This window comes from Providencia sp. PROV223, from assembly GCF_028479245.1.
Classification (GTDB): domain Bacteria; phylum Pseudomonadota; class Gammaproteobacteria; order Enterobacterales; family Enterobacteriaceae; genus Providencia; species Providencia rettgeri.
In genome coordinates this window covers 167,838-188,996 of sequence record NZ_JAMPNG010000005.1, presented here as the reverse complement: position 1 = coordinate 188,996, position 21,159 = coordinate 167,838, and the positions used below count along the sequence as shown (strand labels likewise).

Genomic DNA, 21,159 nt, shown 5'->3' with positions numbered 1-21,159 from the left:
TTCAGTGATTAGCCATTTCGCTAAAAGAGGATAAAGCCACATGACACGTCGCACCATCAGTGTTGAAGAAAGACCACCATTATTACAAACTATACCACTGAGCCTTCAACACCTATTTGCTATGTTTGGCGCAACCGTTATCGTACCGATTCTGTTTGGTGTAAACCCCGCTACAATTTTGCTGTTTAATGGGATCGGAACGCTGCTGTATCTGTTTATTTGTAAAGGGCAAATTCCTGCTTATTTAGGCTCAAGTTTTGCATTTATTTCCCCAGTGCTGATTTTATTACCATTAGGTTATGAGCTGGCACTTGGCGGCTTCATTATCTGTGGCGTGCTGTTCTGTATTGTTGCACTGATTGTTAAAGTTGCAGGAAGAGGGTGGATAAACGTCATGTTCCCCCCAGCAGCAATGGGGGCAATCGTAGCCGTAATTGGTTTAGAATTAGCTCAAACGGCTGCAGGTATGGCTGGGCTATTACCTAAAGATGGCGCAGTGGTTGATTCGAACACGTTAATTATTTCCCTGACCACGTTGTCAGTCACTATTCTCTGCGCGGTCGTTTTCCGTGGGTTTTTATCTATTATTCCAATTTTGATTGGCTTTTTAGCGGGTTATGCATTGTCCTATTTTATGGGCATTGTGGACTTTACCCCGGTTATTGAAGCGCCGTGGTTTGCTATTCCTACATTTTATACTCCACGCTTCGAATGGTTTGCTATTTTAACCATTTTGCCCGCTGCATTAGTGGTTATCGCTGAGCACGTAGGGCACTTGGTCGTCACTGCGAATATTGTTGAACGTGACTTAATGAAATCACCAGGTTTACATCGTTCAATGTTTGCTAATGGGTTTTCTACGGTGATTTCCGGTTTCTTTGGCTCGACACCAAATACGACTTATGGTGAAAACATTGGGGTCATGGCAATTACCAAGGTATACAGTACTTGGGTAATTGGCGGAGCCGCAATTATTGCTATTTTATTATCTTGTGTTGGTAAATTAGCGGCTGCTATCCAATTAGTACCAGTTCCTGTGATGGGCGGGGTTTCACTCTTATTGTACGGGGTAATTGGTGCATCAGGTATTCGAGTGTTGATTGATTCAAAAGTCGATTATAACAAGCCACAAAATTTGATTTTAACCTCAGTGATTTTAATTATTGGTGTGAGCGGAGCCGTTATCCATATTGGTCAAGCTGAACTCAAAGGTATGGCGCTAGCAACGATAGTTGGGATCTTTATGGCATTATTATTCCGTTTTATAACGTTTGTTAGGCCTGAAAAGCAGTTTGTGACATCTGAAGTCCAAGAGCTTGATAGCAATAAAAAATAAGCCACACAATTTTCCATATTGCCGTTCAATTGTTTGAACGGCATTTGGTCACCGTTCTTATTCATCTATCCGTGTTTTTTATGGTAAACTGCTAGATGAAAATTGATTTGTACAGCCAGAGGCGCTTCTGAACACACCATCACAGCTTTCATTACCACTATATCTGCCAGATGATGAAACCTTTGCGAGCTTTTATGCAGGGGAAAATGGGGCGTTGCTGTCTGCTATTCAGTCTGCTATTAATCAACCCCATGGCAGTTATATCTATTATTGGTCGCGTGAAGGCGGCGGGAAAAGCCATTTACTGCACGCAGCTTGTGCAGAGCTGTCTGAACAAGGCATTGCAGTCGGTTATGTTCCTTTGGATAAACGTGCGTATTTTGTTCCTGAAGTACTAGACGGTATGGAACATTTATCACTCGTTTGTATTGATAATATTCAGTGCATCGCGGGTGATGAAGAGTGGGAAATGGCGATTTTCAATTTGTATAACCGTATTTTGGAAATTGGTCGCACTTGTCTATTAATTACTGGGGACAGGCCTCCTCGGCAAATCGAACTGAAATTACCCGATTTAGCCTCTCGCCTTGATTGGGGGCAAATTTATAAACTGCACCCACTGAGTGACGAAGATAAGATTTGGGCACTGCAATTACGCGCTCGTATTCGTGGTTTTGAATTACCGGAAGATGTTTGTCGTTTCGTATTAAAACGTCTAGATAGAAAAATGGGAACGTTGTTTGATATCTTAAACAAACTTGACCACGCATCAATTGTCGCTCAGCGAAAATTAACGATTCCTTTCGTAAAAGATATTTTAAAACTCTAGTTGATTAAATGAGTTGGCAGCCATATAGCTGCCAAAATAGAGTTTATAAGATTTCACAAACCTGCTCAGGCGGACGACCTAAACGTGCTTTATCACCATTAACAACGATAGGGCGTTCAATCAATTTAGGATTTTCATGCATTGCTTTAATGAGTTGATCCTGAGTTAAGCTGTCATCGTTTAAATTCAATTCCTTATACAACTCTTCTTTGGTGCGCATTAATTGACGAGCATCTTTAAAGCCTAACATTTTAAGGAGTTTTTTGATTTCAGCGACCGTTGGGGACGTTTTTAAATACTCGACCACCGTGGGGGAGATACCCTTATCAGTTAAAAGGGCTAAGGTTTCACGGCTTTTAGAACAGCGTGGGTTGTGGTAAATCTTAATCGAATCCGTCATTATTATAACTCCTTACGGTTTTGCATTTTTGTCACGTAATTGTAGTTTTCTAAGCGCATCAATGCGAGCGTCATAACGCTGCTGTTCGTAACTGCCTAAACGGCTTTGACGGCTAGCATCGCTGAGATAATTAATTGCAGTGTCATAGTTACCCCGTAACGCCATCCCTTCTGCGTAAGCAGCAAGTTCTTCGGTACGCTTACCTTGTTTTGCGGACGCTTCTGCCAGTAAATCCCAACCAATCGGGTCATCAGGGTAATCAAACGTATATTTATTCAGTAAGGTTGTTGCTTCTTTATATTGATGATTATTAATTAATGCGTTAGCTAGGTTGACAATAAATACGGTATTTTTCGGTGATTTTCTCAAAGCATTCTGTAAACGAGAGACGGCTCTAGAGACTTGATGTTGTTCAATGTCGACATCAGTCATGCTATCGATAAACCAAGGGTTATCGGGTTGTTTCGCTAATAGCTCTGTCAGGATTTTTCCTGCTTCTGCGTACTTTTTGTCTTGAGAAAGCAGTAGCGCTTTACCGTATTGCGCTGCAATTTGTTCTTGTGCAGAACCTTTACCATAGTTTTCAATGATTTGGTCTAAAGCATGTTTTTGCTCGGTACTATACATAGCTAAAATACGAACTCGGGCTAACATAAAGTCCAGTGATGATGGCACACTCACTTTAGGGTATTGGTTCGATCGGTTTCTGGCATCAGCTAAACGGCTATCCGGCAAGGGGTGCGTTAATAGAATTTCAGGGGGCTTTGACATATAGCGAGTTTGGTCTGACATTGTTTGCATAAAATCAGCCATCGCATGCGGGTCAAAGCCAGAGCGCCTTAATGTCTGTAAACCAATACGGTCAGCTTCTTGTTCATTGGCTTGGGTAAAGCTGATCATACCTTGCTGAACCCCTGCCATAGTGCCTGTTAAAGCGGCAAAACCAGCTTGAGGATTCGCCATCACTAACAGCAAAGAACCAATCGTCCCTGCAATCGCGAGAGGAGTGGTGCTTTTTTGGTCTTCCATCATTCGCGCAAGGTGCCTTTGCGTAACGTGAGATATTTCGTGCGCCATGACGGATGCTAGCTGACTTTCATTTTGGCTGTATCGGAACAATGCTGAGTGTAGCACTACATTGCCCCCAAAATAGGCGTATGCGTTAATATTGGGGTTGTTGACTAAATAGAACTTAAACGGTGTTTTAACTGAGTCGGCATTTTTCACTAACCGCATACCAAGTTTGTTAACATATTGGGTTAACAATGGGTCATAAATAAGAGGGGTGCTGGCACGAATTTGGCGTGTAATAGCATCTCCCATAATAATTTCTTGGTTGATGCTAAGTGTGCCTCCTGCTGTGGTTCCTATATCGGGTAAGGTATCTTCAATTGCACTATAAGCAGGTAATACTGCACCGTTCATTAGCGCAGCGATCATGAAAGCCAATAATGGATATTTTAAATTTTTCTTCATGAAACGTGAGTATCCCATACAACATTTTAATTTAGGGTAAGTACCGACTTTATTTCGGGTGTGCTTTAAGTAAGGCACTTAAAAATACGAAAAGTTTAAAACACATGATAGCAAAAGCTATCGTAAAATCTGTTCTTCGGTATAATTTTCGTTACTTTAGGAACTGTCCTTTGTGTTATTCCCTAGGAGCAATAAATGCTGGAATTGTTTTTACAGTGGTATCGTCGGCGTTTTGCTGACCCACAAGCCATAGCCCTTTTTACATTACTCGTATCAGGGTTTGTGATCATCTTCTTTTTCAGCAGTATACTGGCTCCATTGCTGGCGGCAATTGCTTTAGCTTATTTGCTTGAATGGCCAACCAATTTATTACAACGCATAGGGTTATCCCGTTCAGTTGCTGTCGGTATTATTTTGACCTTATTCGCCGGAATAAGTGCCATGGTTATTTTAATTATTGCGCCAACCGCATGGCAGCAAGGGATTAATTTGATGGCCGATCTGCCAAATATGGTTAACCGTTTCAATGAATTTGCACAAAAACTGCCAGAGCAATATCCAGCACTAGTGGATGTAGGCATTATCGATATGATGGCAGATAACCTGCGTAGCCGTATGTCGGGTATTGCAGACTCTGTGGTTAAAGCGTCAGTTGCTTCATTAATAGGTATTTTTACTTTAGCAGTTTACTTAGTTCTAGTGCCGTTGATGACATTCTTTCTTTTAAAAGATAAAGAGCGTATTAGCAAAAGCTTCCTCAAGCTGTTACCGAAAAATCGTTTGTTAGTGGGTAAAGTTTGGGTCGAAATGAATGAACAAATCACCAATTATTTGCGAGGAAAAGTTACTGAAATGGTGATTGTTGGGGTGGCAACATATTTATGTTTTGCTTACTTTGACTTGCGCTATTCCGTATTGCTGTCGGTTCTTGTCGGGGTAGCGGTATTAATCCCTTACATTGGTGCGGTCGCAGCCACGATCCCCGTGGTTATTGTTGCGCTCTTTCAGTACGGTATTGGTAGTGAATTTTGGTACTTAATGTTGTTTTATTTAGTTATTCAAGGTTTGGATAGCAACGTTGTGGTGCCTTTATTGTTTTCTGAAGCCGTGAATTTACATCCACTAGTGATTATTTTATCTGTTGTGGTGTTTGGTGGGTTATGGGGCTTTTGGGGCGTGTTTTTTGCAATACCTTTAGCAACACTGATTAAAGCGGTTATTCATGTCTGGCCGGAAGAGCCAACGGAGTCAACGAACTAGGTTAGTAATAGTGCTGTATGGGGGCATACAGCACTAAGAAGTAACGATTAAGCGTGTGTATTGATGTAATCAAGCACGATTTCGTGGTGGTTACTGGTTTTAAAATTGTCAAAGACGTGCTCTATTTTCCCTGTAGGGTCAATAAGGAAGCTAATGCGATGAATCCCATCATAGGTTTTCCCCATGAATTGTTTTTCACCCCAAACCCCAAATTGCTCACATACTTGGTGGTCTTCATCTGATAACAAAGTGAAGTTCAACATCTCTTTTTCAGCGAAACGAGATAGTTTCTCTGGTTTGTCTGTGCTAATACCTAATACTTCGACACCTTTCGCTTTAAGTGTATCCATTTCATCACGTAGACCACACGCTTGAACAGTACAGCCAGGAGTCATCGCTTTAGGATAAAAGTAAACTAATACGCGCTGACCCTGATAATCAGAAAGATTGATGAGCTCACCATCTTGGTCAGGAAGGCTAAATTGAGGCGCCTTATCACCGGCTTTCAATGGGTTCATTACATATATCTCCGTTAACTTTGCATGTTGGGGTTGTTAACAATACTTATGTTGCCTTTAGCATTTAGCATTGTACATAGTTGTTGAAATTTATTTTTTATAATTATGCCATTATCGTCCAACGGATCGTGTGCAGTAATCTGAATTTCCAGTTGAGCGGGCATATCATTATTGGCTGGTTGTGTTTTAGAAACAAGCTCTGCGATATTACACTGCGAAGTTGTGAATAAATTTGTGAATTGCTCGACAATACGAGGTGCATCGTCGACAACAACATTCACTGTTACTGTCGATGGGTAATAGGTTGTTTGCACACTCTGAGTTCTTTTCATTACGATAAGCAAGTCGAGCTCGGCGCCTTTAGGTGGTAATGTCGCTTCTAAAAGGGTGATAGCATTCCAACTGCCGGAGAGCATCATAATGAAGGTGAATTCCTTGCCAAACATCGCTAAGCGACTATCTTCAATATTACAATCACACTCGCTGACGAGACGTGTAATGGTATTCACAATGCCCGGACGATCTGTTCCCAGCGCAGTAATGACAAGAAATTGCTGTTCAGTCTTAGGCAAAGTCTATTCCTTAGTATTTTAATTATGTCAGTTAAACATTTAATTAGAATATAGCAGTAAAATTCTAGCGCTAACAACTGACTGGCTATGAGGGTAAGGAAACCATAAAAAAGGCAATCTGCCAAGGGGGTAAATAGACTCTTGCGAGAAATATCAGTGAATTATTACTTCTATTTAAGTTAATGTCCTCGGCATTAACAAAATTCATTAAATTCTTGCTATTGGGTGGTTTTCTTCTTTGAAATGAAAAAGTAACATGGTAGTTCAATTATTAAGGGGGTATCGCTATGGCTAATGGAAACGCAAATTATAAAGATTTTTTAACGGGAAGCATTGTTGCAGTTATTACACCAATGGATTCGGCAGGGCGTTTAGATAAAGCGAGCCTGAAAAAGTTGGTGGATTATCATGTTGAAAGTGGAACAACTGCGATTGTTTCTGTTGGTACAACTGGCGAATCAGCAACCTTAACGCACAAAGAACATGTGGATGTCGTGAAAGCGACGCTTGAATTAGCAGATGGTCGTATTCCTATTATTGCAGGAGCCGGTGCAAATGCTACCGCTGAAGCTATTTCTTTGACAAATGAGTTTGAAAACAGCGGTGTGGTTGCTTGCCTGACGGTAACACCTTATTATAATAGGCCTTCTCAAGAAGGGCTATATCAACACTTTAAGGCAATTTCAGAAAACACCAGCTTGCCACAGATTCTTTATAATGTACCATCACGCACTGGCTGTGATATGTTGCCTGAAACTGTGGGGCGTTTAGCAAAACTGGCGAATATTGTTGCAATTAAAGAGGCAACAGGGAACTTAGCTAGGGTTCATCAAATCAAAGAACTGGTTGATGATGATTTTGTACTGTTAACAGGTGATGACGCAACGGCGCTTGATTTCATGCAACTAGGTGGTAAAGGCGTTATTTCGGTCACATCTAACGTTGCGGCGGCACAGATGGTAAAAATGTGTGACTTAGCGCTTGCAGGCAAATATACTGAGGCGCGTGAATTAAATAAAAAACTGATGGGGCTTCATCTTCAGTTATTTGTTGAACCAAATCCAATTCCAGCGAAGTGGGGCTGTCATCGCTTAGGTCTGATTGCAGATGGGACATTACGGTTGCCAATGACACCGTTAACCACCTCGGGCCAGCAAAAAGTTGAGGAAGCCTTGAAACTCGCTGGATTACTGTAAAATTTAGGGAATTTTAATGGCAACATTATTGCAAAAATCGAAGGTTATGAAGGTTGCTGGCCTGTCACTTGTTGTGTTACTGGCAGCCTGCTCCAGCGATCAGCGCTATAAACGTCAGGTCAGTGGTGATGAGGAATATCTCAATGCTGCGCCATTGAAAGTGTTGAATGTGCCACAGGGGCTTACATTACCAGAACAAAATGGTGAGTATGATATCCCTAAAGCCACATCAACAGGGGCAATAGGAAAAGCGTTAGACATTCGTCCACCAGTACTGACAATTTCGCAATTAGCGGGTTCTCGTACAGAGGATAGCGCTCAAGCAAGTCGTTTGTTGCTAGAAAATACACCTGAAAATAGCGCACTTTGGTCACAAGTTACGATGATCTTAGAGCAAAGAGGGATTCCAGTTTCATCTAAAGACGATGGCTCTCGCTCAATTGAAACCGATTGGGTGAAATGGGATCGCGCAGATGAAAACGTACCGATTGAGAGTCGCCATAAAGTTACAGTACAGCCAGAAAACGGTATGATGGCATTAACGGTAACTAGCTTAGGCTTACGTCAAGGGGGAGAGACAATTACTGATGTTGTCGAAACTCAACGTTATAACAAGCTGTTATTGAATGAATTAACCGATAACTTATATACGTTACGTGATACTTCAAACAAAAATAGTATCCAAAATGCCTACGGTATCATTGATGTTCAAACCGGTAGTGATGATACTGGCTTACCTTTAGTTGTGGTTCGTGCGCCATTTGATGCAGTATGGGAACGTTTACCTCACACCTTAGAAAGTGTTGGTATGAAAGTGGGTGACCGTACGCGCTCAAGTGGTTCTGTGATGGTAACTTACAAAGGTTTAAGCAGCTCAGAATGGCAGGCTTTGGGTATTGATGACCCAACTGTGCCAGAAGCAGATTATAAAGTGCAGGTTGGTGACTTAAATAACCGTAGTACACTGCAATTTATCACCACCAAAGGTGTGCCTTTAACACAAAAACAAAATGATGAAATGGTTGCAGCGCTGAAAGCAGCATTTAGTAAAGCACCTGCCAAAAAGTAATCATTCAACATTTTGAGATGACTAATTAAACCGTAGCTTAAATACAAGCTGCGGTTTTTTTATTTAAATTGGATGGGTTTGTATTGGGGTAAAGATATTAAGCTTCATACGCATAGGCTGGTGGTTATCAGCTCTGTATTTTGTTTATTTCATGCTACTCGTAATCTATATACTTAGTTAGTTATTAAATAGCATTTCATCAATTTGAATTTTCCTTCTCTGGTAGGATAATTTTATCTTTCATGTTTTCACCTAAAACAAATGGACAAAAAATCAGTGTTTATGGTTAAGTAATCGTTTGCGTCTGCTCGGGAATTTTATTATCATGATTAACAGTAAATTATAAAATATTGAATATCAGCTAGTTAGCGTTTCACATGGTGAATTTCAGTAACTGACTGAAACAGAGCAGAAAATTAACAATGAATAGGCTATTTGATTGGTTTTTGTTCTTCTGTTACTTATCTGAATCTGCTGTGCAGGTTGATTTTTGTTTAGTTTAATCACATCCCTGGAGTGTGTAAGATGCAAAAGAAAGCTGAGTTGTATCGTGGTAAGGCAAAAACAGTCTATACCACAGAGGATCCTGATCTACTGGTTCTGGAGTTCCGTAATGATACATCAGCACTCGATGGTGAGCGTATCGAGCAGTTTGACCGTAAAGGTATGGTAAATAACAAATTTAACCATTTCATTATGAGCAAATTAGAAGCAGCCGGTATTCCAACACAAATGGAAGCATTATTGTCTGACACAGAAGCCCTGGTGAAAAAGTTAGATATGGTGCCTGTTGAGTGTGTGATCCGTAACCGTGCCGCAGGTTCACTAGTAAAACGCTTAGGTGTTGAAGAAGGCATGGTGTTAAATCCGCCACTATTTGACTTATTTTTAAAGGACGATGCCAAACACGACCCAATGGTGAATGAATCGTACTGTGAAACCTTTGGTTGGGTGAGCAAAGAAAACTTGGCAAAAATGCGTGAGCTAAGCTACAAAGCCAATGAAGTACTCAGTAAAATTTTTGCGGATGCAGGGTTAATCTTAGTCGATTTTAAACTGGAGTTTGGCTTGTATAAAGGCCAAGTGGTATTAGGCGATGAGTTTTCGCCAGACGGCAGCCGTTTATGGGATAAAGAAACGCTCAATAAAATGGATAAAGACCGTTTTCGTCAGAGCCTTGGTGGCTTAATCGAAGCTTACGAAGAAGTCGCACGCCGTATTGGCGTACAGCTAGATTAATCAATTTCCTATAATTTGAATGAGATTTTAGCCTGCATTGCAGGCTATTTTTTTAGTCGCTAATCGAGGGTGATTGTTGGCTAATAAAATGTGTAATCCATGATGAGAGAGCGGTATCAGTAGTCTTTATTTGTAGTTGTTGACTAAGTGACGTCAACGTAGGCGCGGGCAATGGGCTTTCGACTTGTAACTCTGGATGGCTTAATATTTCCGTTGGCTGACCGTCAGCGATGAGTTGGCCATTTGATAAATGCAATACGCGTTGAAAATGGCGGGCAACAAAATCAAGGTCGTGGCTAATAGAAACGACGGTTACCCCTTTTTCGCGTTGCAAGGTTAGCCAATGTTCAAATTTGCGCAGCCAAAAAGCGTCGAAGTCACGGCTTGGTTCATCAAGCAGCAATAACTTAGGTGAAACGGCCTCTAAACAGGCAACAGCAACCATCCTGCGTTGGCCTGCATGTAAATCTAAAGGGTGTTTATCTGCTACATCGACTAAGTGACAAATTTCAAGTGCTTGCTGTACTCGCGCGTGAATATCACGTTTATGATATCTTTGGCGTTTTAAACCAAAAGCAATTTCATCACGCACACAACTATGGAAAATTTGTTTCTCAGCTTCTTGGAATAAAATACCGATATGGTTGGCTCTTTGTGGTGAGGAAAGAAGGTTAAGCGGCTGGCTATCAAGCTGAATATCACCTTGTGTAGGGCGCAATAACCCTGCGAGCAGGCGTAATAATGTTGATTTACCTGCGCCATTATTCCCAACTAAAGCGACCCATTCACCAGGGTGAATAGATAGAGATAAAGATTGTATATTATCAATAGTAGAGCTTGGCCAACGATAGCTCAGGTTTTTAAGCTGTAACATGCCGCTCCTTAAACATCTGTAGCAATTGCGCTTCATTGTGGGGAATTGTGTCTCGCCAATGCCCTAATTTGACCAGTTCACCTATAGCACGCCAAGCCTCTGGCATATTGATTGTTTCAATAGCATCAAGAAAAACATCATCCAAACAGCCTATAGCAACCACTTTCCCAGATTCTAAAAAGGCTTTGCCAGTACTCAACAAAAGGAATGAATCACAGAAACTGATGGCAGGTAATAAATTGCGTTCAAAAAAAATAATGCTGCAGTTTGTGTGTTCTGTATAGTGTTGTAATTGCACTAAAATACGTTGTGTTGCACTGGGTGTTAGCCGACTAAAGGCTTCATCGAGCAAGAGGAGTTTAGGTTGCATCGCTAATGCACTTGCTAACACGACGCGTTGTGCTTCACCACCCGATAATGTCGCAGGATGGCGCGTACGTAGAGCTTCACAAAACGTGAGCGCAATCGCGTGTTCAACTCGTTGACTAATTTCACTGGGTGACAAGCCAAGGTTTTCAGGCCCAAACGCAATTTCTTGTTCAACGGTAAACGCGCAACCCGAGAGTTGTAATTGGGGGGATTGCTGAACAAGTTGGCGTGATACTGATACCTGAACCACAGAGCTGTCAGCTAAGGGAACTTGTAATACCTCAGCGGTTCCTTCTATTTTCCCTTGAATAAGGTCACTATGCCAACCTGCAAGTATTTGCGCTAATGTGCTTTTTCCGCTGCCATTACCGCCAAATACACACAGCCATTGGCCTGCATTAAGCTGAAGATCAATCGGCCCTAATAAGGACTGCTCCGCGCTTTGTGGAATGAAGCGCATTTGTTGTAGATTCACCACCACAGAGAGAGACCACCTTCAATAAAAATTAACAAAACTAGCCCATACCTAAGTAGGGCTTGGAATGAACTATCCGTAGGTGGGTTCAATGTCGTGCGTTTAGCGCAATAGCGAAAACCACGCATATCTAATGCGGCTCCACGAATACTCAGATCACTAAGAGTATTACTGGCAAGTGGAAATAATAGGGCCGGTAATGATGTAACACGTTGCCAAAAGCGCCCGTCAAGAGGGACGCCTCTTGCCAATTGTGCCTCACGGATGGTGTTTAATTGCTGACGAAATTGTTCTGCAAGCAATAACGGACCCGCGAGTAGATATGCAAAACTAGCAGGTAAACGGCTAGCAAACAACGCACGAATAAAGCGTTCAGTCGGTACATATTGCAACCAAAGCTGAGAAGCGCTAATAATCGTTAATAACTTAAACCACAATGCTAGTGCAAATTCAGGACGGCTATTTTTTAAGGCATCCCCGGTTAATTGTTGAGCTAGCCAACCCCCGTGAATTAACCAAAGCCCTGCCGCCATGGGGAGCATAATCCATGCAACAATGCGCCAACGATGACGTGCAGGTCGCCAAAATAATAAAGCAGCGAAAGTACTGCAACCTAGCACAATTAATAGCCAGTTCAGAGGTAAGAAAAGCGAACTTACACTGAGCCAAAACCAAATTGTCAGCGAGGTGAATGGATGCATTTAACTGACCTTCGCCATATTTGGATAATTACGTTGGACACGTTCTGGTAATTGTCGAACGAGTAGCCAAGCAATAATGGCAGATGCAACTTTGTCCGCAATATTGGCGCCTAATACCGTAATTGCCACTGATTCTAATAAGTTATCGCCAACAGCATGGAAATACGCGACAAAAAAGTCTGCTCCGCTACCGGTTGTTCCTGCAAATAAGTATGTACGTATAGGAACAGCAACTATCATTAATGCAAAAGTAATCACTACACCGGATAAAACCACTCTTGGTAAGGTGCGAAAACCACCTGCGCGAGCTAATAACCCAGCGCTGAGTCCAATCATCATCGCAACAGGTGCAAATGCAGCGGCAATTGGCCCACTGAGTAAACCCCATAATAAATTAGTTAATAAACCACTTAATAACGCAACCCAAGGGCCTGCTAATAACGCACAAATTAACGTTCCTATAGAATCCAGAAAAATAGGCAGTTTTAGCATTGAACTTAATTGGCCAATAACCATATTAATGGCAATAGAAAAAACAATTAAAGTCAGTGTACGACTAGAAATAATCGACGTTTTACCCATGACAAAGTCATTCCTTACAGTAATGGAATAATAAAATTAGCGAGAAGTGATGATAAGTTCTTCATAACCTGATAACGGGCAAGGTTCACGAATGAAATTTACCTTTTCCAGTTCCCCAATAATCAGCTCTAATGTTGTTCTGACCGTACAACCCGGCATCATATGACCACCGAGGACTTGCCCTTGCTCATCAGAGACAGCTAAATGCAGGTGTTCGCCTTTGGCATCTAAAGTGCCAATTAATGAAACAATTTCAAATTTACCTGTTGTTTGAAAGGTCTCTTCTTGGCCTGCAAAACGTAGTGCAACGTCAGTTAAGCTGCCGACACTGCTAGCAATGAACGCAGCTTGTAGGCCATGTTGCTCAATTTTATGTCTTAATGTTAAAAGTGCGTCTTCGCCAGGGATTAAACGAATAGCAATAAAACGCGCGTTTGAATAGGGTGATAAAGATTGGTTCATATTCTTAATCCTAATAATTGTGCTTATGCAGAGCGTCGCACAACCATTTAAATCATTAAAATTATAAATAATGCTAAGTTATGATTTTTCTGTATTAATTATCTGTGATTATTATACGCAATTGAGATGGATTGTCTGGTTGTAAAGGTATTCAGGGCTATCTTCAGCAAAAGGCACTACAAGTTGGTTTTTATCATGATAAATATAAGAAAAACGCAGAAATAAAAAAATAAACAGTGATGAATACTCCGAATATTTAGCTTAAGTTTTACTGGTGGTGGGGATTATCTGTATTGCCATGCTAATTTTTGTATAATTAAGCTTGTTACCGTGAAATATGCTGAGAATACATCTTTTAAAAAGTATTAAATAGATAATAAAGAACAGCTAAAATGTCGCATTTTAGTTAATTAATTGTATGGAGATAGTGAGATTTTTTATTAATTAAAAATATCGTCGCCGTAAAAATAAAAAGAGTTGGCGTTAATATTTGCTTCTTTGATGATGAGCCAATAACATGTTTTTAAATCAGCCTAGTTGCTGCTAATAAATTATAATTGTGCGTTTTACAGGGACAAATCTATGAGTCATGTTGATCCAACATTAATCATTTTACTGGTCTTAGCCGGGTTAGGTATCATTAGTCATAATATGACAGTCACCCTTGCGATGCTATTTTTATTGGTGGTCAGAATAACACCATTAAATAATTATTTTCCATGGATTGAAAAATATGGCTTAACCATTGGGATACTTATCTTAACAATCGGTGTTATGGCTCCAATTGCGAGTGGTAAAATAACGGCTAATGAGGTATTAAGCTCATTTTTGAATTGGAAATCGATTTTGGCAATTGTTATTGGGATCGCAGTTTCTTGGTTGGGTAGTAGGGGCGTCACATTAATGTCCCATCAACCGTCTACGGTTGCAGGCTTACTGGTTGGAACCGTCATTGGCGTTGCTTTATTCCGTGGTGTACCGGTAGGGCCCTTAATCGCTGCTGGGATTTTGTCACTATTAATTGGTAAATCATAGTATTACGATGGTGAAATTACTTCCTGTCATTATAGAACAACTGCATATAGTTGGTATGCGTCGTCTTATGGTTCTTTCTGGCGACGATGCATGGGTAGAACAACAACTAAAACAACTTCAAGTTGCTATTGATGGCGATTGGTTAACGATTTCATCAAACTTACCGCAAGGGGTTTCCCCTGAAAATGCACATCTATTATTGGGCCGTGAATTTTTACATGGCATTTTTGATGTACGTAAAGGGTTTCATAGTGAAGCACTAGCCATGCTTGCTGGCACATTAAAAGCAGGGAGCTTGTTAGTTTTATGTACGGCGCCTCAAAAAGAGTGGGCGACAAATACCGATCTAGACAGCTTGCGCTGGAATGAACAATTGGGGCTTATTTCGACACCGAATTTTGTACATCACTTGCAGCGAACTTTCCACACATCTCCCGATATTTTATTTTATAAACAAGGGAATGAGCCTGATTTTTCATTACTAAAAAACAAACCATTATGGCAAGCACCGACAGGCCAGCCAACAGAACAGCAGCAGCAAATAATTAGCCGATTATTAAGAGCGGAACATGGAATTTGGGGTTTGATAGCGCCGAGGGGGCGCGGTAAATCGGCAATAGCAGGGATGTTAATACAGCATTTTGTAGGAGAGTGTTGGTGTTGTGCTCCTGCAAAAGTGGCGACAGAAGTCTTAAGCCGGCATGCAGGCCAAAAGATTAATTTTTGGTCCCCAGATAGCTTACTCGCATACTGCCGTAGCAATGAAAATATAACCGCAGATTGGCTGATCATCGATGAAGCTTCTGCAATCCCTAATTATATTTTACGAGAACTAGTGGGGTATTTCCCTCGAGTTTTATTAACCACGACAGTCGATGGCTATGAAGGAACAGGGCGTGGATTTACGCTAAAATTCTGTGCAAGTTTAGCCCATTTCACTTTACTGCAACTTGATAACCCAATGCGCTATGCGGCTAATGACCCCTTAGAATTATGGGTCAATGAGGCTTTATTGCTGCAAGAACCCGTCACTCAAACGTTTTTTGCTGGAAATATTGAATATAAAGCGTTAACCCAGGCATCATTAGCGGAAAATAATGAGCAATTAAAAGCGTTTTATGGCTTATTGATGAGTGCACATTATCGAACGTCACCATTAGATTTACGACGTCTATTGGATGCCCAACAGCAACATTTTATGGTGGCAAAAACCGAGTCTCATAATTGTGCTTATATAGGTGCATTATGGATGGTAGATGAAGGACAGTTGACCGAATCATTGAGCTGGCAAATATGGGCTGGGCTTCGTCGACCAAGAGGAAATTTAGTTGTCCAATCTTTAGCAGCTCATAGTTATTTCCCTATTGCGGCACAATGGCTATCTCGCCGAGTGATGCGTATTGCCGTTGATGCGAACCACCGTAGGCGCCAAATTGGTTTAACGCTTTTAGAAAAACAGAAAGCAATTGCTACAGAGCAAGGGTTAGATTTTTTGTCTGTTAGTTTTGGATTAACACCAGACTTAGTCGCATTTTGGCAAAAAGCGGGCTTTCGGTTAATGCGAATAGGTTCGCACAAAGAAGCGAGTAGTGGCTGTTTCACGGCAATGGCGATATTACCGCTATCAGATCGAGCAAGGCGACTTTGCCAGCAAGGGGAAATGCAATTAAAACGCGATATTTATTGGCGAAATGATCTGTCTGAGTTTGCTTTAGAAACCAGTGAGCAGCAGCAATTAACCCCTGATGATTGGATAGAACTGATCGGTTTTAGTGAGTTTAAACGGCCTATTTCTGCGAGCCAAAGTGCGATTATGCGTTTATTAAGGGAAGAAACAGCCGGGCTTGCGCTGCTCAGACGGCACTTGCTGTCAGGCGAGCCTATCGCACAGATTTGTGCGGATATTGGTATGACAGGGCAAAAGCAATGGTTACAACGAGTAAGAGAAGAGGTTGGTATACAGGTAAAACAACACCAACCAGCGCTTTTAGCTGAAATAAAGCAAAAGGTTATTTCTTCTTGTCTTTAGGCCAATCGTCTTCATCATCCCAAAGGTGGTTATTATCTTGATGTGGGGGAATTTCTGGCTTGTCATCTAAAAACTTTTTGGGGTCCAATTTCATCATTTCTTTGACTGAATTCCAGATAATACCTACCAATAAGAGTAAAATTATCCACCAGTAGTCGGCTAACCATTGCATACATTACCTCTATGAAATTGGGTAAAAGCTAAATGTTGATTTTAAATTATTTAAAATTTATACCATTAGAGTACCATTTACACTTTATATGAAACTGTGTGTTTTTTCAGAGATAGCTACAGAAAATATACCTACAGAGCTTATTGTTTATTTAAATACCATGGCAAATGCACCAACAATGCCAAGCAAAATATCAGAGCCTGTAAGTGCGTAGATATTTTTAACCTCTTCACCGCGAATATTAGCAAAGCGTTCAAGCGCTTTTTCTGTTGAAACGGCTTCAATCTCTTCAAATTGCTTTTCATATCCGGCAGCAATTAGCTTTTGGGTCTCTTGCTCATTTGGTGTAACGATAGCAATTACCTTTCCGGCCTTCATAAAAAAAGAGTAATGATTTATGGGGCTTCCTAATAGTCTTAAGTTTAGGCTCCTGTCATTTTCTCAGGCTTTGCAAGTCAATGACTGGGGCTATTAGCGATCTTTTCGTCGTAGAACAAGAGAATAATAATCGCATCAACAGGCAAAAGCGACTTTTCATTAAGCTTGTTTACCATTAGAGTATACCATTGATATTATTATGAGTTACCACAGATTTTATGCGGTTTTTACCATTTAATTTATTTATTCGGGAGGAGGGGGAATTTTGAAAAAATTGTTCCTCATTGTTATTGGATGGTTAGCCGTTGCGTTGGCTTTTGCTGGCGTCGTTCTTCCTGTTTTGCCTACCACACCTTTCTTATTATTGGCGGCATGGTGCTTTTCTCGTTCATCTCCACGTTTTCATCATTGGTTATTATATCGCTCTTGGTTTGGGGGGTATATTCGTCACTGGCAAAAGCATAAAGGGTTACCGAAAGGGGCAAAACCAAAAGCAATTATATTGATAGTTCTCACTTTTTCACTATCAATCTGGGTTGTTAGTTATTTATGGTTAAAAATTGGTTTATTGGCACTGTTGTGTTGGCTGCTTATTTTTATGTATCGGCTTCCAGTTGTTGATGAACAAATTTCCAAACAAAATAAAGAAGCCCCATAAATGATGTCGCATCATCTATGGGGCATTGGCGCTATAGAAATTGTTTTGTTAGCTTAGAAATTATTCAGGAACTCTAATATAGCGTTCGAATACATAATCTAAGTTAGTGCTTAACCAATTTTTCCCACGAATATCTTCTTGCTCAAGAACTTGCGTAATGACTTCTGGCGTTAACAACTGTTCAGCTTCATGGGATAACGGCCAGTAACTAATATGCCAAGGTTCATAGGCAACCCCTGCATTTTTTGCCGTGAAGGGACGGTAAAAATCAAATGTCGCCATGTTATCCGTCAGCCAGTGGTTTAGTTCAGCAAAATAGCCGCCAGTTTCATATTCCCAAGGCTCTAATTGTAAAGTTTGCCCTGCTGGGATCCGTAATGGGTCATAAACATCTATTTCGGTTCCCCAATGATGACGGCTTGCTCCGGGTAATGCAGACCAATGTAAAATAGCTTCACACAGCTCACCTTCTGAAAGCGTTGTAATATCTAAAGGTTGGCTTTGTGCATCAAGAACAGGGCGGAGACCGGTGAATTTTTCATTCCAAATTAACTGTTGACGTGAAAAATCACGAAATGCACTTGCTGATTGTAACTTGAAGCCCGCTTTTACTGCGGCTTGTTGCATGGCTAAAAATGCTTTGGTAGCATTAAATTGTAGGCGATGAGAGCCGCCAAGTGTCACTAAATGGTCCGTGGAACGGCCTGTTAACATTGCGATGGTGATCATAATAACAATAGCTCCATGACTCGCTCATAAATTAAGGCCAGTTGTTGCAAGTCTTTGACACTAACGCATTCATCAACTTTATGTATAGTGGCATTCAATGGGCCAAGCTCAATTACTTGAGTGCCCATTTGAGCGATAAAACGACCATCAGATGTTCCACCACTGGTAGATAGCTCTGCGTTAAGACCCGTTAGTTCATGGATTGCCTGCAAAGTTGCAGTGACAAGTTCTTGTTTTTCAGTCAAAAATGGCTGACCAGATAATGACCATTCTATTTTATATACGAGGCCATAGCGATCTAATATGCTTGTGACCCTGTCACGTATTTGTGTGTCGGTTAATTCTGTGCTGAAACGAAAATTAAATTGAACAAATAACTCACCGGGGATTACATTACTTGCCCCAGTACCCGCATGAATATTGGCAATTTGCATGGTGGTAGCAGGGAAGAATTCGTTGCCGTTATCCCAGATAGTTGAAGTGAGCTCTTGCAAAAAAGCGGTTGCTCGGTGCACCGGGTTGTCTGCTAGATGTGGATAAGCTACATGCCCCTGTGTTCCTAAAATAGTCAAATTTGCTGTAATAGAGCCTCTACGTCCATTTTTTATGATGTCACCTAAATGAGATTGGCTTGATGGCTCACCGACTAAACAATAATCAACACGCTCATTACGAGCCATTAATGTTTCAACAACTTTAACCGTGCCATCTAATGCATCAGCTTCTTCATCTGATGTGATTAAAAATGCCAAGCGCCCTTGATGGTGAGGGTGTTTTTCGACAAAGCGCTCTGCTGCGACAACCATTGCTGCGACAGAACCTTTCATATCAGCAGCACCACGGCCATACAGATGTTGATTAATAATTGTTGGGTTAAACGGAGGAGTCTGCCAATTTTCGCTATTGCCTGCTGGTACAACATCGGTATGACCTGCAAATGCGAGGGTTGGTCCTTGAGTGCCTCGGTGTGCCCAAAAATTTAATGTGCTACCAAAATGCATTGGTTCAATGGTAAAACCAAGTTGGTTTAAGCGCTCGGTAAGAATCGCTTGGCAGCCTTGGTCATCGGGGCTGATAGAAGGGCGTGCAATCAGTTCTTTGGCAAGCTGAATAACGGGACAATCCATTAAATCCACCTGATTATCGAATGAAGTTTTGGTAGTCATTAGCGTTAAACCCAACTAAGTATCGGTTATCTTGAGAAACAAGTACGGGTCTTTTGATCATGGCAGGCTCTGCAGTTAGTACTTTTTTAGCACTGTCTGCGTCAATAACTGCATTTTTTTCATCATCAGTCAGTTTTCGCCAAGTTGTTCCTCGTTTATTGACTAACACTTCCCAATCAATATGTTCCATAAAGATAGAAAGTAGTTCATCGCTAATACCATCAACACGATAATCATGAAATTGATAGTTAACTCCATTGTCTTCTAAGTAACGGCGTGCTTTTTTAATGGTGTCACAGTTTTTAATTCCGTACATAATATAAGGAGAGTTAGGTGTATTGGGCATATGATTTTCCTCAAAAAACTAGCGATAATCCTTACATAATGCGGCAAAACTCACTTGGGATCTAGCCCAAATGTGAGAAATCTATAATAACCTTATGATTACATTAAATGTAATTTAGCCCCGATAATTAATATATTAAAAATAGATTATCTTGAACGCATATAAATTAAGCTAGCCTCAAGGCGAGATCGAACGCGTAATTTTTTAAGAATATTTCGAATGTGAACTTTAACGGTTTCCTCTGAAATAAAAAGTAAGCTAGATATTTCACGATTTTTTAAACCCACAGCCATTTCATGCAAAATTTCAGACTCTCGTTTTGTTAATGCGGATAGTGGGTCATTATAATGATGACGTGAAATAAGATGTTGATATATTTTTTCACTAAAAACCAATTGCCCTTTAGAGGCTTTTTTCATACTGTAGAATAGCATATCAAGTTCGCTGCTTTTTAATAAATAACCTTGTGCTCCCGCATCAATAGCACCATATATATCTGTTTTAATTGTTGATGCAGATAACACTAATAAGTAGCTATCATTGCAGTGTTTACGAAGTAATCGTATAGTTTCAAATGTTTTAATACCTTGAATATTAGTATCTATAATAATTAGGTTAGGTTTTAACTGCTTTGCCATGCTTAAAGCTTCATAACAACAAGCGCACTCTGCTGTGATAATAAAGTGTGTGTCGGTATTTATGAGCTGTCGCAATCCCAAGCGTATAATAGGGTGTTCGTCAATAATCATTACTGTATATTTAGACATAGAGGGTTCCTTTTTTATGTCTCAAATGCCAACGTCTACTCAGGTATTTCCTATAAAATAGACAATTTAATTTCGGTACGTTTATTATATTTAATTGGAGTTTTAATAATTATATAATCAGCAGTATGGAGAAGTGAGATTGATATTAATCGTTTGCTTAATATTTTATAGTTCCATACTAATAATATTGTGCTTGTTGATAATACATTAAAATAGAAAAAATAATATCGAATAGTTAAATTAAAGTTAAACAGATGAACATATTTAAGGTGGGATTCCATTGTATTATTATGCAATTAATTATTTATATATATTAACCTAATAAAATTAATAATAAATTATTTTTAGTCGTGCTTTTTAAAATTAAAGCTGAGTTGCGCTATGAACAATATAACCAAGGTGACTATGTTTTACTCGGACAGTGATCTAACTCTATTGTAATTGAAAGATTTTTCTGGAAATTGCCGGTATGATCATGATTTGCTAGTGAGATGTGTTTATACTGTTATCGTTCTTACCTT

Annotated in this window: 23 protein-coding genes and 1 pseudogene; 9 read left to right on the top strand and 15 right to left on the bottom strand. The window is 40.4% G+C overall.

Translation table 11 applies throughout. The features are described from left to right. Positions 1-40: 40 nt before the first annotated feature. A complete protein-coding gene (uraA, locus tag PR767_RS08550) occupies positions 41-1,336 on the top strand; it encodes a uracil permease (RefSeq protein ID WP_004253542.1) in 1,296 nt (431 codons plus the stop codon). A 127-nt stretch (positions 1,337-1,463) separates the two neighbouring features. After that, a complete protein-coding gene (gene hda / locus PR767_RS08545; protein ID WP_036957653.1) occupies positions 1,464-2,165 on the top strand; it encodes a DnaA inactivator Hda in 702 nt (233 codons plus the stop codon). A 43-nt stretch (positions 2,166-2,208) separates the two neighbouring features. On the opposite strand, the gene arsC is transcribed toward hda, so the two are convergent. Together arsC and PR767_RS08535 are read right to left on the bottom strand one after the other, a co-directional pair. Beyond that, the gene (gene arsC, locus PR767_RS08540; RefSeq protein ID WP_272520161.1) at positions 2,209-2,565 is read right to left on the bottom strand and encodes an arsenate reductase (glutaredoxin); all 357 of its coding nucleotides are present in this window, start codon (positions 2,563-2,565) and stop codon (positions 2,209-2,211) included. A 12-nt stretch (positions 2,566-2,577) separates the two neighbouring features. Further along, on the bottom strand, positions 2,578-4,041 hold the full coding sequence (locus tag PR767_RS08535) for a beta-barrel assembly-enhancing protease (RefSeq protein WP_004911374.1): 1,464 nt from the start codon (positions 4,039-4,041) through the stop codon (positions 2,578-2,580). Between the two features lie 195 nt (positions 4,042-4,236). Between PR767_RS08535 and PR767_RS08530 the strand changes: the two genes are divergently transcribed. After that, positions 4,237-5,301: an AI-2E family transporter gene (locus PR767_RS08530; protein ID WP_004911372.1), complete on the top strand. Its 1,065-nt coding sequence runs from the start codon at positions 4,237-4,239 to the stop codon at positions 5,299-5,301. A 47-nt stretch (positions 5,302-5,348) separates the two neighbouring features. On the opposite strand, the gene bcp is transcribed toward PR767_RS08530, so the two are convergent. Together bcp and PR767_RS08520 are read right to left on the bottom strand one after the other, a co-directional pair. After that, positions 5,349-5,819 (bottom strand): thioredoxin-dependent thiol peroxidase, encoded by a 471-nt coding sequence (gene bcp, locus PR767_RS08525; protein ID WP_004911370.1) that lies wholly within the window; start codon positions 5,817-5,819, stop codon positions 5,349-5,351. A 14-nt stretch (positions 5,820-5,833) separates the two neighbouring features. Continuing rightward, positions 5,834-6,391, bottom strand: coding sequence for a glycine cleavage system transcriptional repressor (locus tag PR767_RS08520; RefSeq protein WP_004253549.1), 558 nt, complete (start codon positions 6,389-6,391; stop codon positions 5,834-5,836). Between the two features lie 287 nt (positions 6,392-6,678). On the opposite strand from PR767_RS08520, the gene dapA reads away from it, so the two are divergent. The 3 genes from dapA to purC all read left to right on the top strand — a co-directional run bounded on the left by dapA (position 6,679) and on the right by purC (position 9,895). After that, entirely contained in the window at positions 6,679-7,587 is a 909-nt protein-coding gene (gene dapA / locus PR767_RS08515) for a 4-hydroxy-tetrahydrodipicolinate synthase (RefSeq protein ID WP_004911368.1), read from the top strand. 16 nt (positions 7,588-7,603) lie between these two features. Beyond that, positions 7,604-8,656: an outer membrane protein assembly factor BamC gene (bamC, locus tag PR767_RS08510; RefSeq protein ID WP_004911365.1), complete on the top strand. Its 1,053-nt coding sequence runs from the start codon at positions 7,604-7,606 to the stop codon at positions 8,654-8,656. A 525-nt stretch (positions 8,657-9,181) separates the two neighbouring features. Further along, complete coding sequence (gene purC / locus PR767_RS08505; protein WP_004911363.1) at positions 9,182-9,895, top strand: phosphoribosylaminoimidazolesuccinocarboxamide synthase; 714 nt, start codon at positions 9,182-9,184, stop codon at positions 9,893-9,895. A gap of 232 nt (positions 9,896-10,127) precedes the next feature. Here purC and PR767_RS08500 read toward each other — a convergent pair. The 5 genes and pseudogenes from PR767_RS08500 to PR767_RS08480 form a co-directional block, all read right to left on the bottom strand. Further along, a pseudogene (locus PR767_RS08500) lies at positions 10,128-10,769 on the bottom strand (energy-coupling factor ABC transporter ATP-binding protein); the annotation flags it as partial. Continuing rightward, positions 10,756-11,619, bottom strand: a complete 864-nt coding sequence (locus tag PR767_RS08495; RefSeq protein ID WP_272520159.1) for an energy-coupling factor ABC transporter ATP-binding protein — start codon at positions 11,617-11,619, stop codon at positions 10,756-10,758. The gene PR767_RS08495 and the pseudogene PR767_RS08500, both read right to left, overlap by 14 nt. Next, the gene (locus PR767_RS08490; protein ID WP_164528761.1) at positions 11,610-12,314 is read right to left on the bottom strand and encodes an energy-coupling factor transporter transmembrane component T; all 705 of its coding nucleotides are present in this window, start codon (positions 12,312-12,314) and stop codon (positions 11,610-11,612) included. Before PR767_RS08490 ends, PR767_RS08495 begins: the two co-directional genes overlap by 10 nt. Beyond that, the gene (locus PR767_RS08485; RefSeq protein WP_004911353.1) at positions 12,315-12,896 is read right to left on the bottom strand and encodes a hypothetical protein; all 582 of its coding nucleotides are present in this window, start codon (positions 12,894-12,896) and stop codon (positions 12,315-12,317) included. It abuts the gene before it with no gap. A gap of 36 nt (positions 12,897-12,932) precedes the next feature. Further along, complete coding sequence (locus PR767_RS08480; protein WP_109912441.1) at positions 12,933-13,358, bottom strand: PPC domain-containing DNA-binding protein; 426 nt, start codon at positions 13,356-13,358, stop codon at positions 12,933-12,935. Between the two features lie 582 nt (positions 13,359-13,940). Here PR767_RS08480 and PR767_RS08475 point away from each other — a divergent pair. Both PR767_RS08475 and PR767_RS08470 read left to right on the top strand, forming a co-directional pair. Beyond that, a complete protein-coding gene (locus tag PR767_RS08475; protein WP_004911348.1) occupies positions 13,941-14,393 on the top strand; it encodes a DUF441 domain-containing protein in 453 nt (150 codons plus the stop codon). Positions 14,394-14,400: 7 nt separating this feature from the next. After that, positions 14,401-16,422, top strand: coding sequence for a tRNA(Met) cytidine acetyltransferase TmcA (locus tag PR767_RS08470; protein WP_272520158.1), 2,022 nt, complete (start codon positions 14,401-14,403; stop codon positions 16,420-16,422). Here PR767_RS08470 and PR767_RS08465 read toward each other — a convergent pair. Together PR767_RS08465 and PR767_RS08460 are read right to left on the bottom strand one after the other, a co-directional pair. Next, positions 16,403-16,594: a YpfN family protein gene (locus PR767_RS08465; protein ID WP_109912443.1), complete on the bottom strand. Its 192-nt coding sequence runs from the start codon at positions 16,592-16,594 to the stop codon at positions 16,403-16,405. The genes PR767_RS08470 and PR767_RS08465 overlap by 20 nt on opposite strands. Positions 16,595-16,741: 147 nt before the next feature. Continuing rightward, complete coding sequence (locus PR767_RS08460; protein ID WP_051128916.1) at positions 16,742-16,972, bottom strand: hypothetical protein; 231 nt, start codon at positions 16,970-16,972, stop codon at positions 16,742-16,744. Positions 16,973-17,237: 265 nt separating this feature from the next. On the opposite strand from PR767_RS08460, the gene PR767_RS08455 reads away from it, so the two are divergent. After that, the gene (locus PR767_RS08455; RefSeq protein WP_004911334.1) at positions 17,238-17,630 is read left to right on the top strand and encodes a DUF454 family protein; all 393 of its coding nucleotides are present in this window, start codon (positions 17,238-17,240) and stop codon (positions 17,628-17,630) included. A gap of 60 nt (positions 17,631-17,690) precedes the next feature. On the opposite strand, the gene PR767_RS08450 is transcribed toward PR767_RS08455, so the two are convergent. From PR767_RS08450 to PR767_RS08435, 4 genes are all read right to left on the bottom strand, one after another. Continuing rightward, entirely contained in the window at positions 17,691-18,359 is a 669-nt protein-coding gene (locus PR767_RS08450) for a M15 family metallopeptidase (protein ID WP_272520157.1), read from the bottom strand. Beyond that, positions 18,356-19,486, bottom strand: a complete 1,131-nt coding sequence (dapE, locus tag PR767_RS08445) for a succinyl-diaminopimelate desuccinylase (RefSeq protein ID WP_272520180.1) — start codon at positions 19,484-19,486, stop codon at positions 18,356-18,358. Before dapE ends, PR767_RS08450 begins: the two co-directional genes overlap by 4 nt. Before the next feature lie 13 nt (positions 19,487-19,499). Further along, the gene (locus tag PR767_RS08440; protein WP_272520156.1) at positions 19,500-19,871 is read right to left on the bottom strand and encodes an ArsC family reductase; all 372 of its coding nucleotides are present in this window, start codon (positions 19,869-19,871) and stop codon (positions 19,500-19,502) included. A gap of 146 nt (positions 19,872-20,017) precedes the next feature. Then, a complete protein-coding gene (locus PR767_RS08435; protein WP_272520155.1) occupies positions 20,018-20,638 on the bottom strand; it encodes a LuxR C-terminal-related transcriptional regulator in 621 nt (206 codons plus the stop codon). Between the last annotated feature and the right edge of the window lie 521 nt (positions 20,639-21,159).

What these genes read in the sequence shown, in the direction of transcription:
- PR767_RS08480 (WP_109912441.1), bottom strand. Translation starts at nt 13,358, where the DNA reads ATGAACCAATCTTTATCACCCTATTCAAACGCGCGTTTTATTGCTATT.
- PR767_RS08450 (WP_272520157.1), bottom strand. Translation starts at nt 18,359, where the DNA reads ATGATCACCATCGCAATGTTAACAGGCCGTTCCACGGACCATTTAGTG.
- PR767_RS08440 (WP_272520156.1), bottom strand. Translation starts at nt 19,871, where the DNA reads ATGCCCAATACACCTAACTCTCCTTATATTATGTACGGAATTAAAAAC.
- PR767_RS08460 (WP_051128916.1), bottom strand. Translation starts at nt 16,972, where the DNA reads ATGAAGGCCGGAAAGGTAATTGCTATCGTTACACCAAATGAGCAAGAG.
- PR767_RS08475 (WP_004911348.1), top strand. Translation starts at nt 13,941, where the DNA reads ATGAGTCATGTTGATCCAACATTAATCATTTTACTGGTCTTAGCCGGG.
- PR767_RS08530 (WP_004911372.1), top strand. Translation starts at nt 4,237, where the DNA reads ATGCTGGAATTGTTTTTACAGTGGTATCGTCGGCGTTTTGCTGACCCA.
- PR767_RS08535 (WP_004911374.1), bottom strand. Translation starts at nt 4,041, where the DNA reads ATGAAGAAAAATTTAAAATATCCATTATTGGCTTTCATGATCGCTGCG.
- bcp (WP_004911370.1), bottom strand. Translation starts at nt 5,819, where the DNA reads ATGAACCCATTGAAAGCCGGTGATAAGGCGCCTCAATTTAGCCTTCCT.
- PR767_RS08470 (WP_272520158.1), top strand. Translation starts at nt 14,401, where the DNA reads ATGGTGAAATTACTTCCTGTCATTATAGAACAACTGCATATAGTTGGT.
- PR767_RS08435 (WP_272520155.1), bottom strand. Translation starts at nt 20,638, where the DNA reads ATGTCTAAATATACAGTAATGATTATTGACGAACACCCTATTATACGC.
- uraA (WP_004253542.1), top strand. Translation starts at nt 41, where the DNA reads ATGACACGTCGCACCATCAGTGTTGAAGAAAGACCACCATTATTACAA.
- PR767_RS08465 (WP_109912443.1), bottom strand. Translation starts at nt 16,594, where the DNA reads ATGCAATGGTTAGCCGACTACTGGTGGATAATTTTACTCTTATTGGTA.
- dapE (WP_272520180.1), bottom strand. Translation starts at nt 19,486, where the DNA reads ATGGATTGTCCCGTTATTCAGCTTGCCAAAGAACTGATTGCACGCCCT.
- bamC (WP_004911365.1), top strand. Translation starts at nt 7,604, where the DNA reads ATGGCAACATTATTGCAAAAATCGAAGGTTATGAAGGTTGCTGGCCTG.
- dapA (WP_004911368.1), top strand. Translation starts at nt 6,679, where the DNA reads ATGGCTAATGGAAACGCAAATTATAAAGATTTTTTAACGGGAAGCATT.
- purC (WP_004911363.1), top strand. Translation starts at nt 9,182, where the DNA reads ATGCAAAAGAAAGCTGAGTTGTATCGTGGTAAGGCAAAAACAGTCTAT.
- arsC (WP_272520161.1), bottom strand. Translation starts at nt 2,565, where the DNA reads ATGACGGATTCGATTAAGATTTACCACAACCCACGCTGTTCTAAAAGC.
- PR767_RS08490 (WP_164528761.1), bottom strand. Translation starts at nt 12,314, where the DNA reads ATGCATCCATTCACCTCGCTGACAATTTGGTTTTGGCTCAGTGTAAGT.
- PR767_RS08485 (WP_004911353.1), bottom strand. Translation starts at nt 12,896, where the DNA reads ATGGGTAAAACGTCGATTATTTCTAGTCGTACACTGACTTTAATTGTT.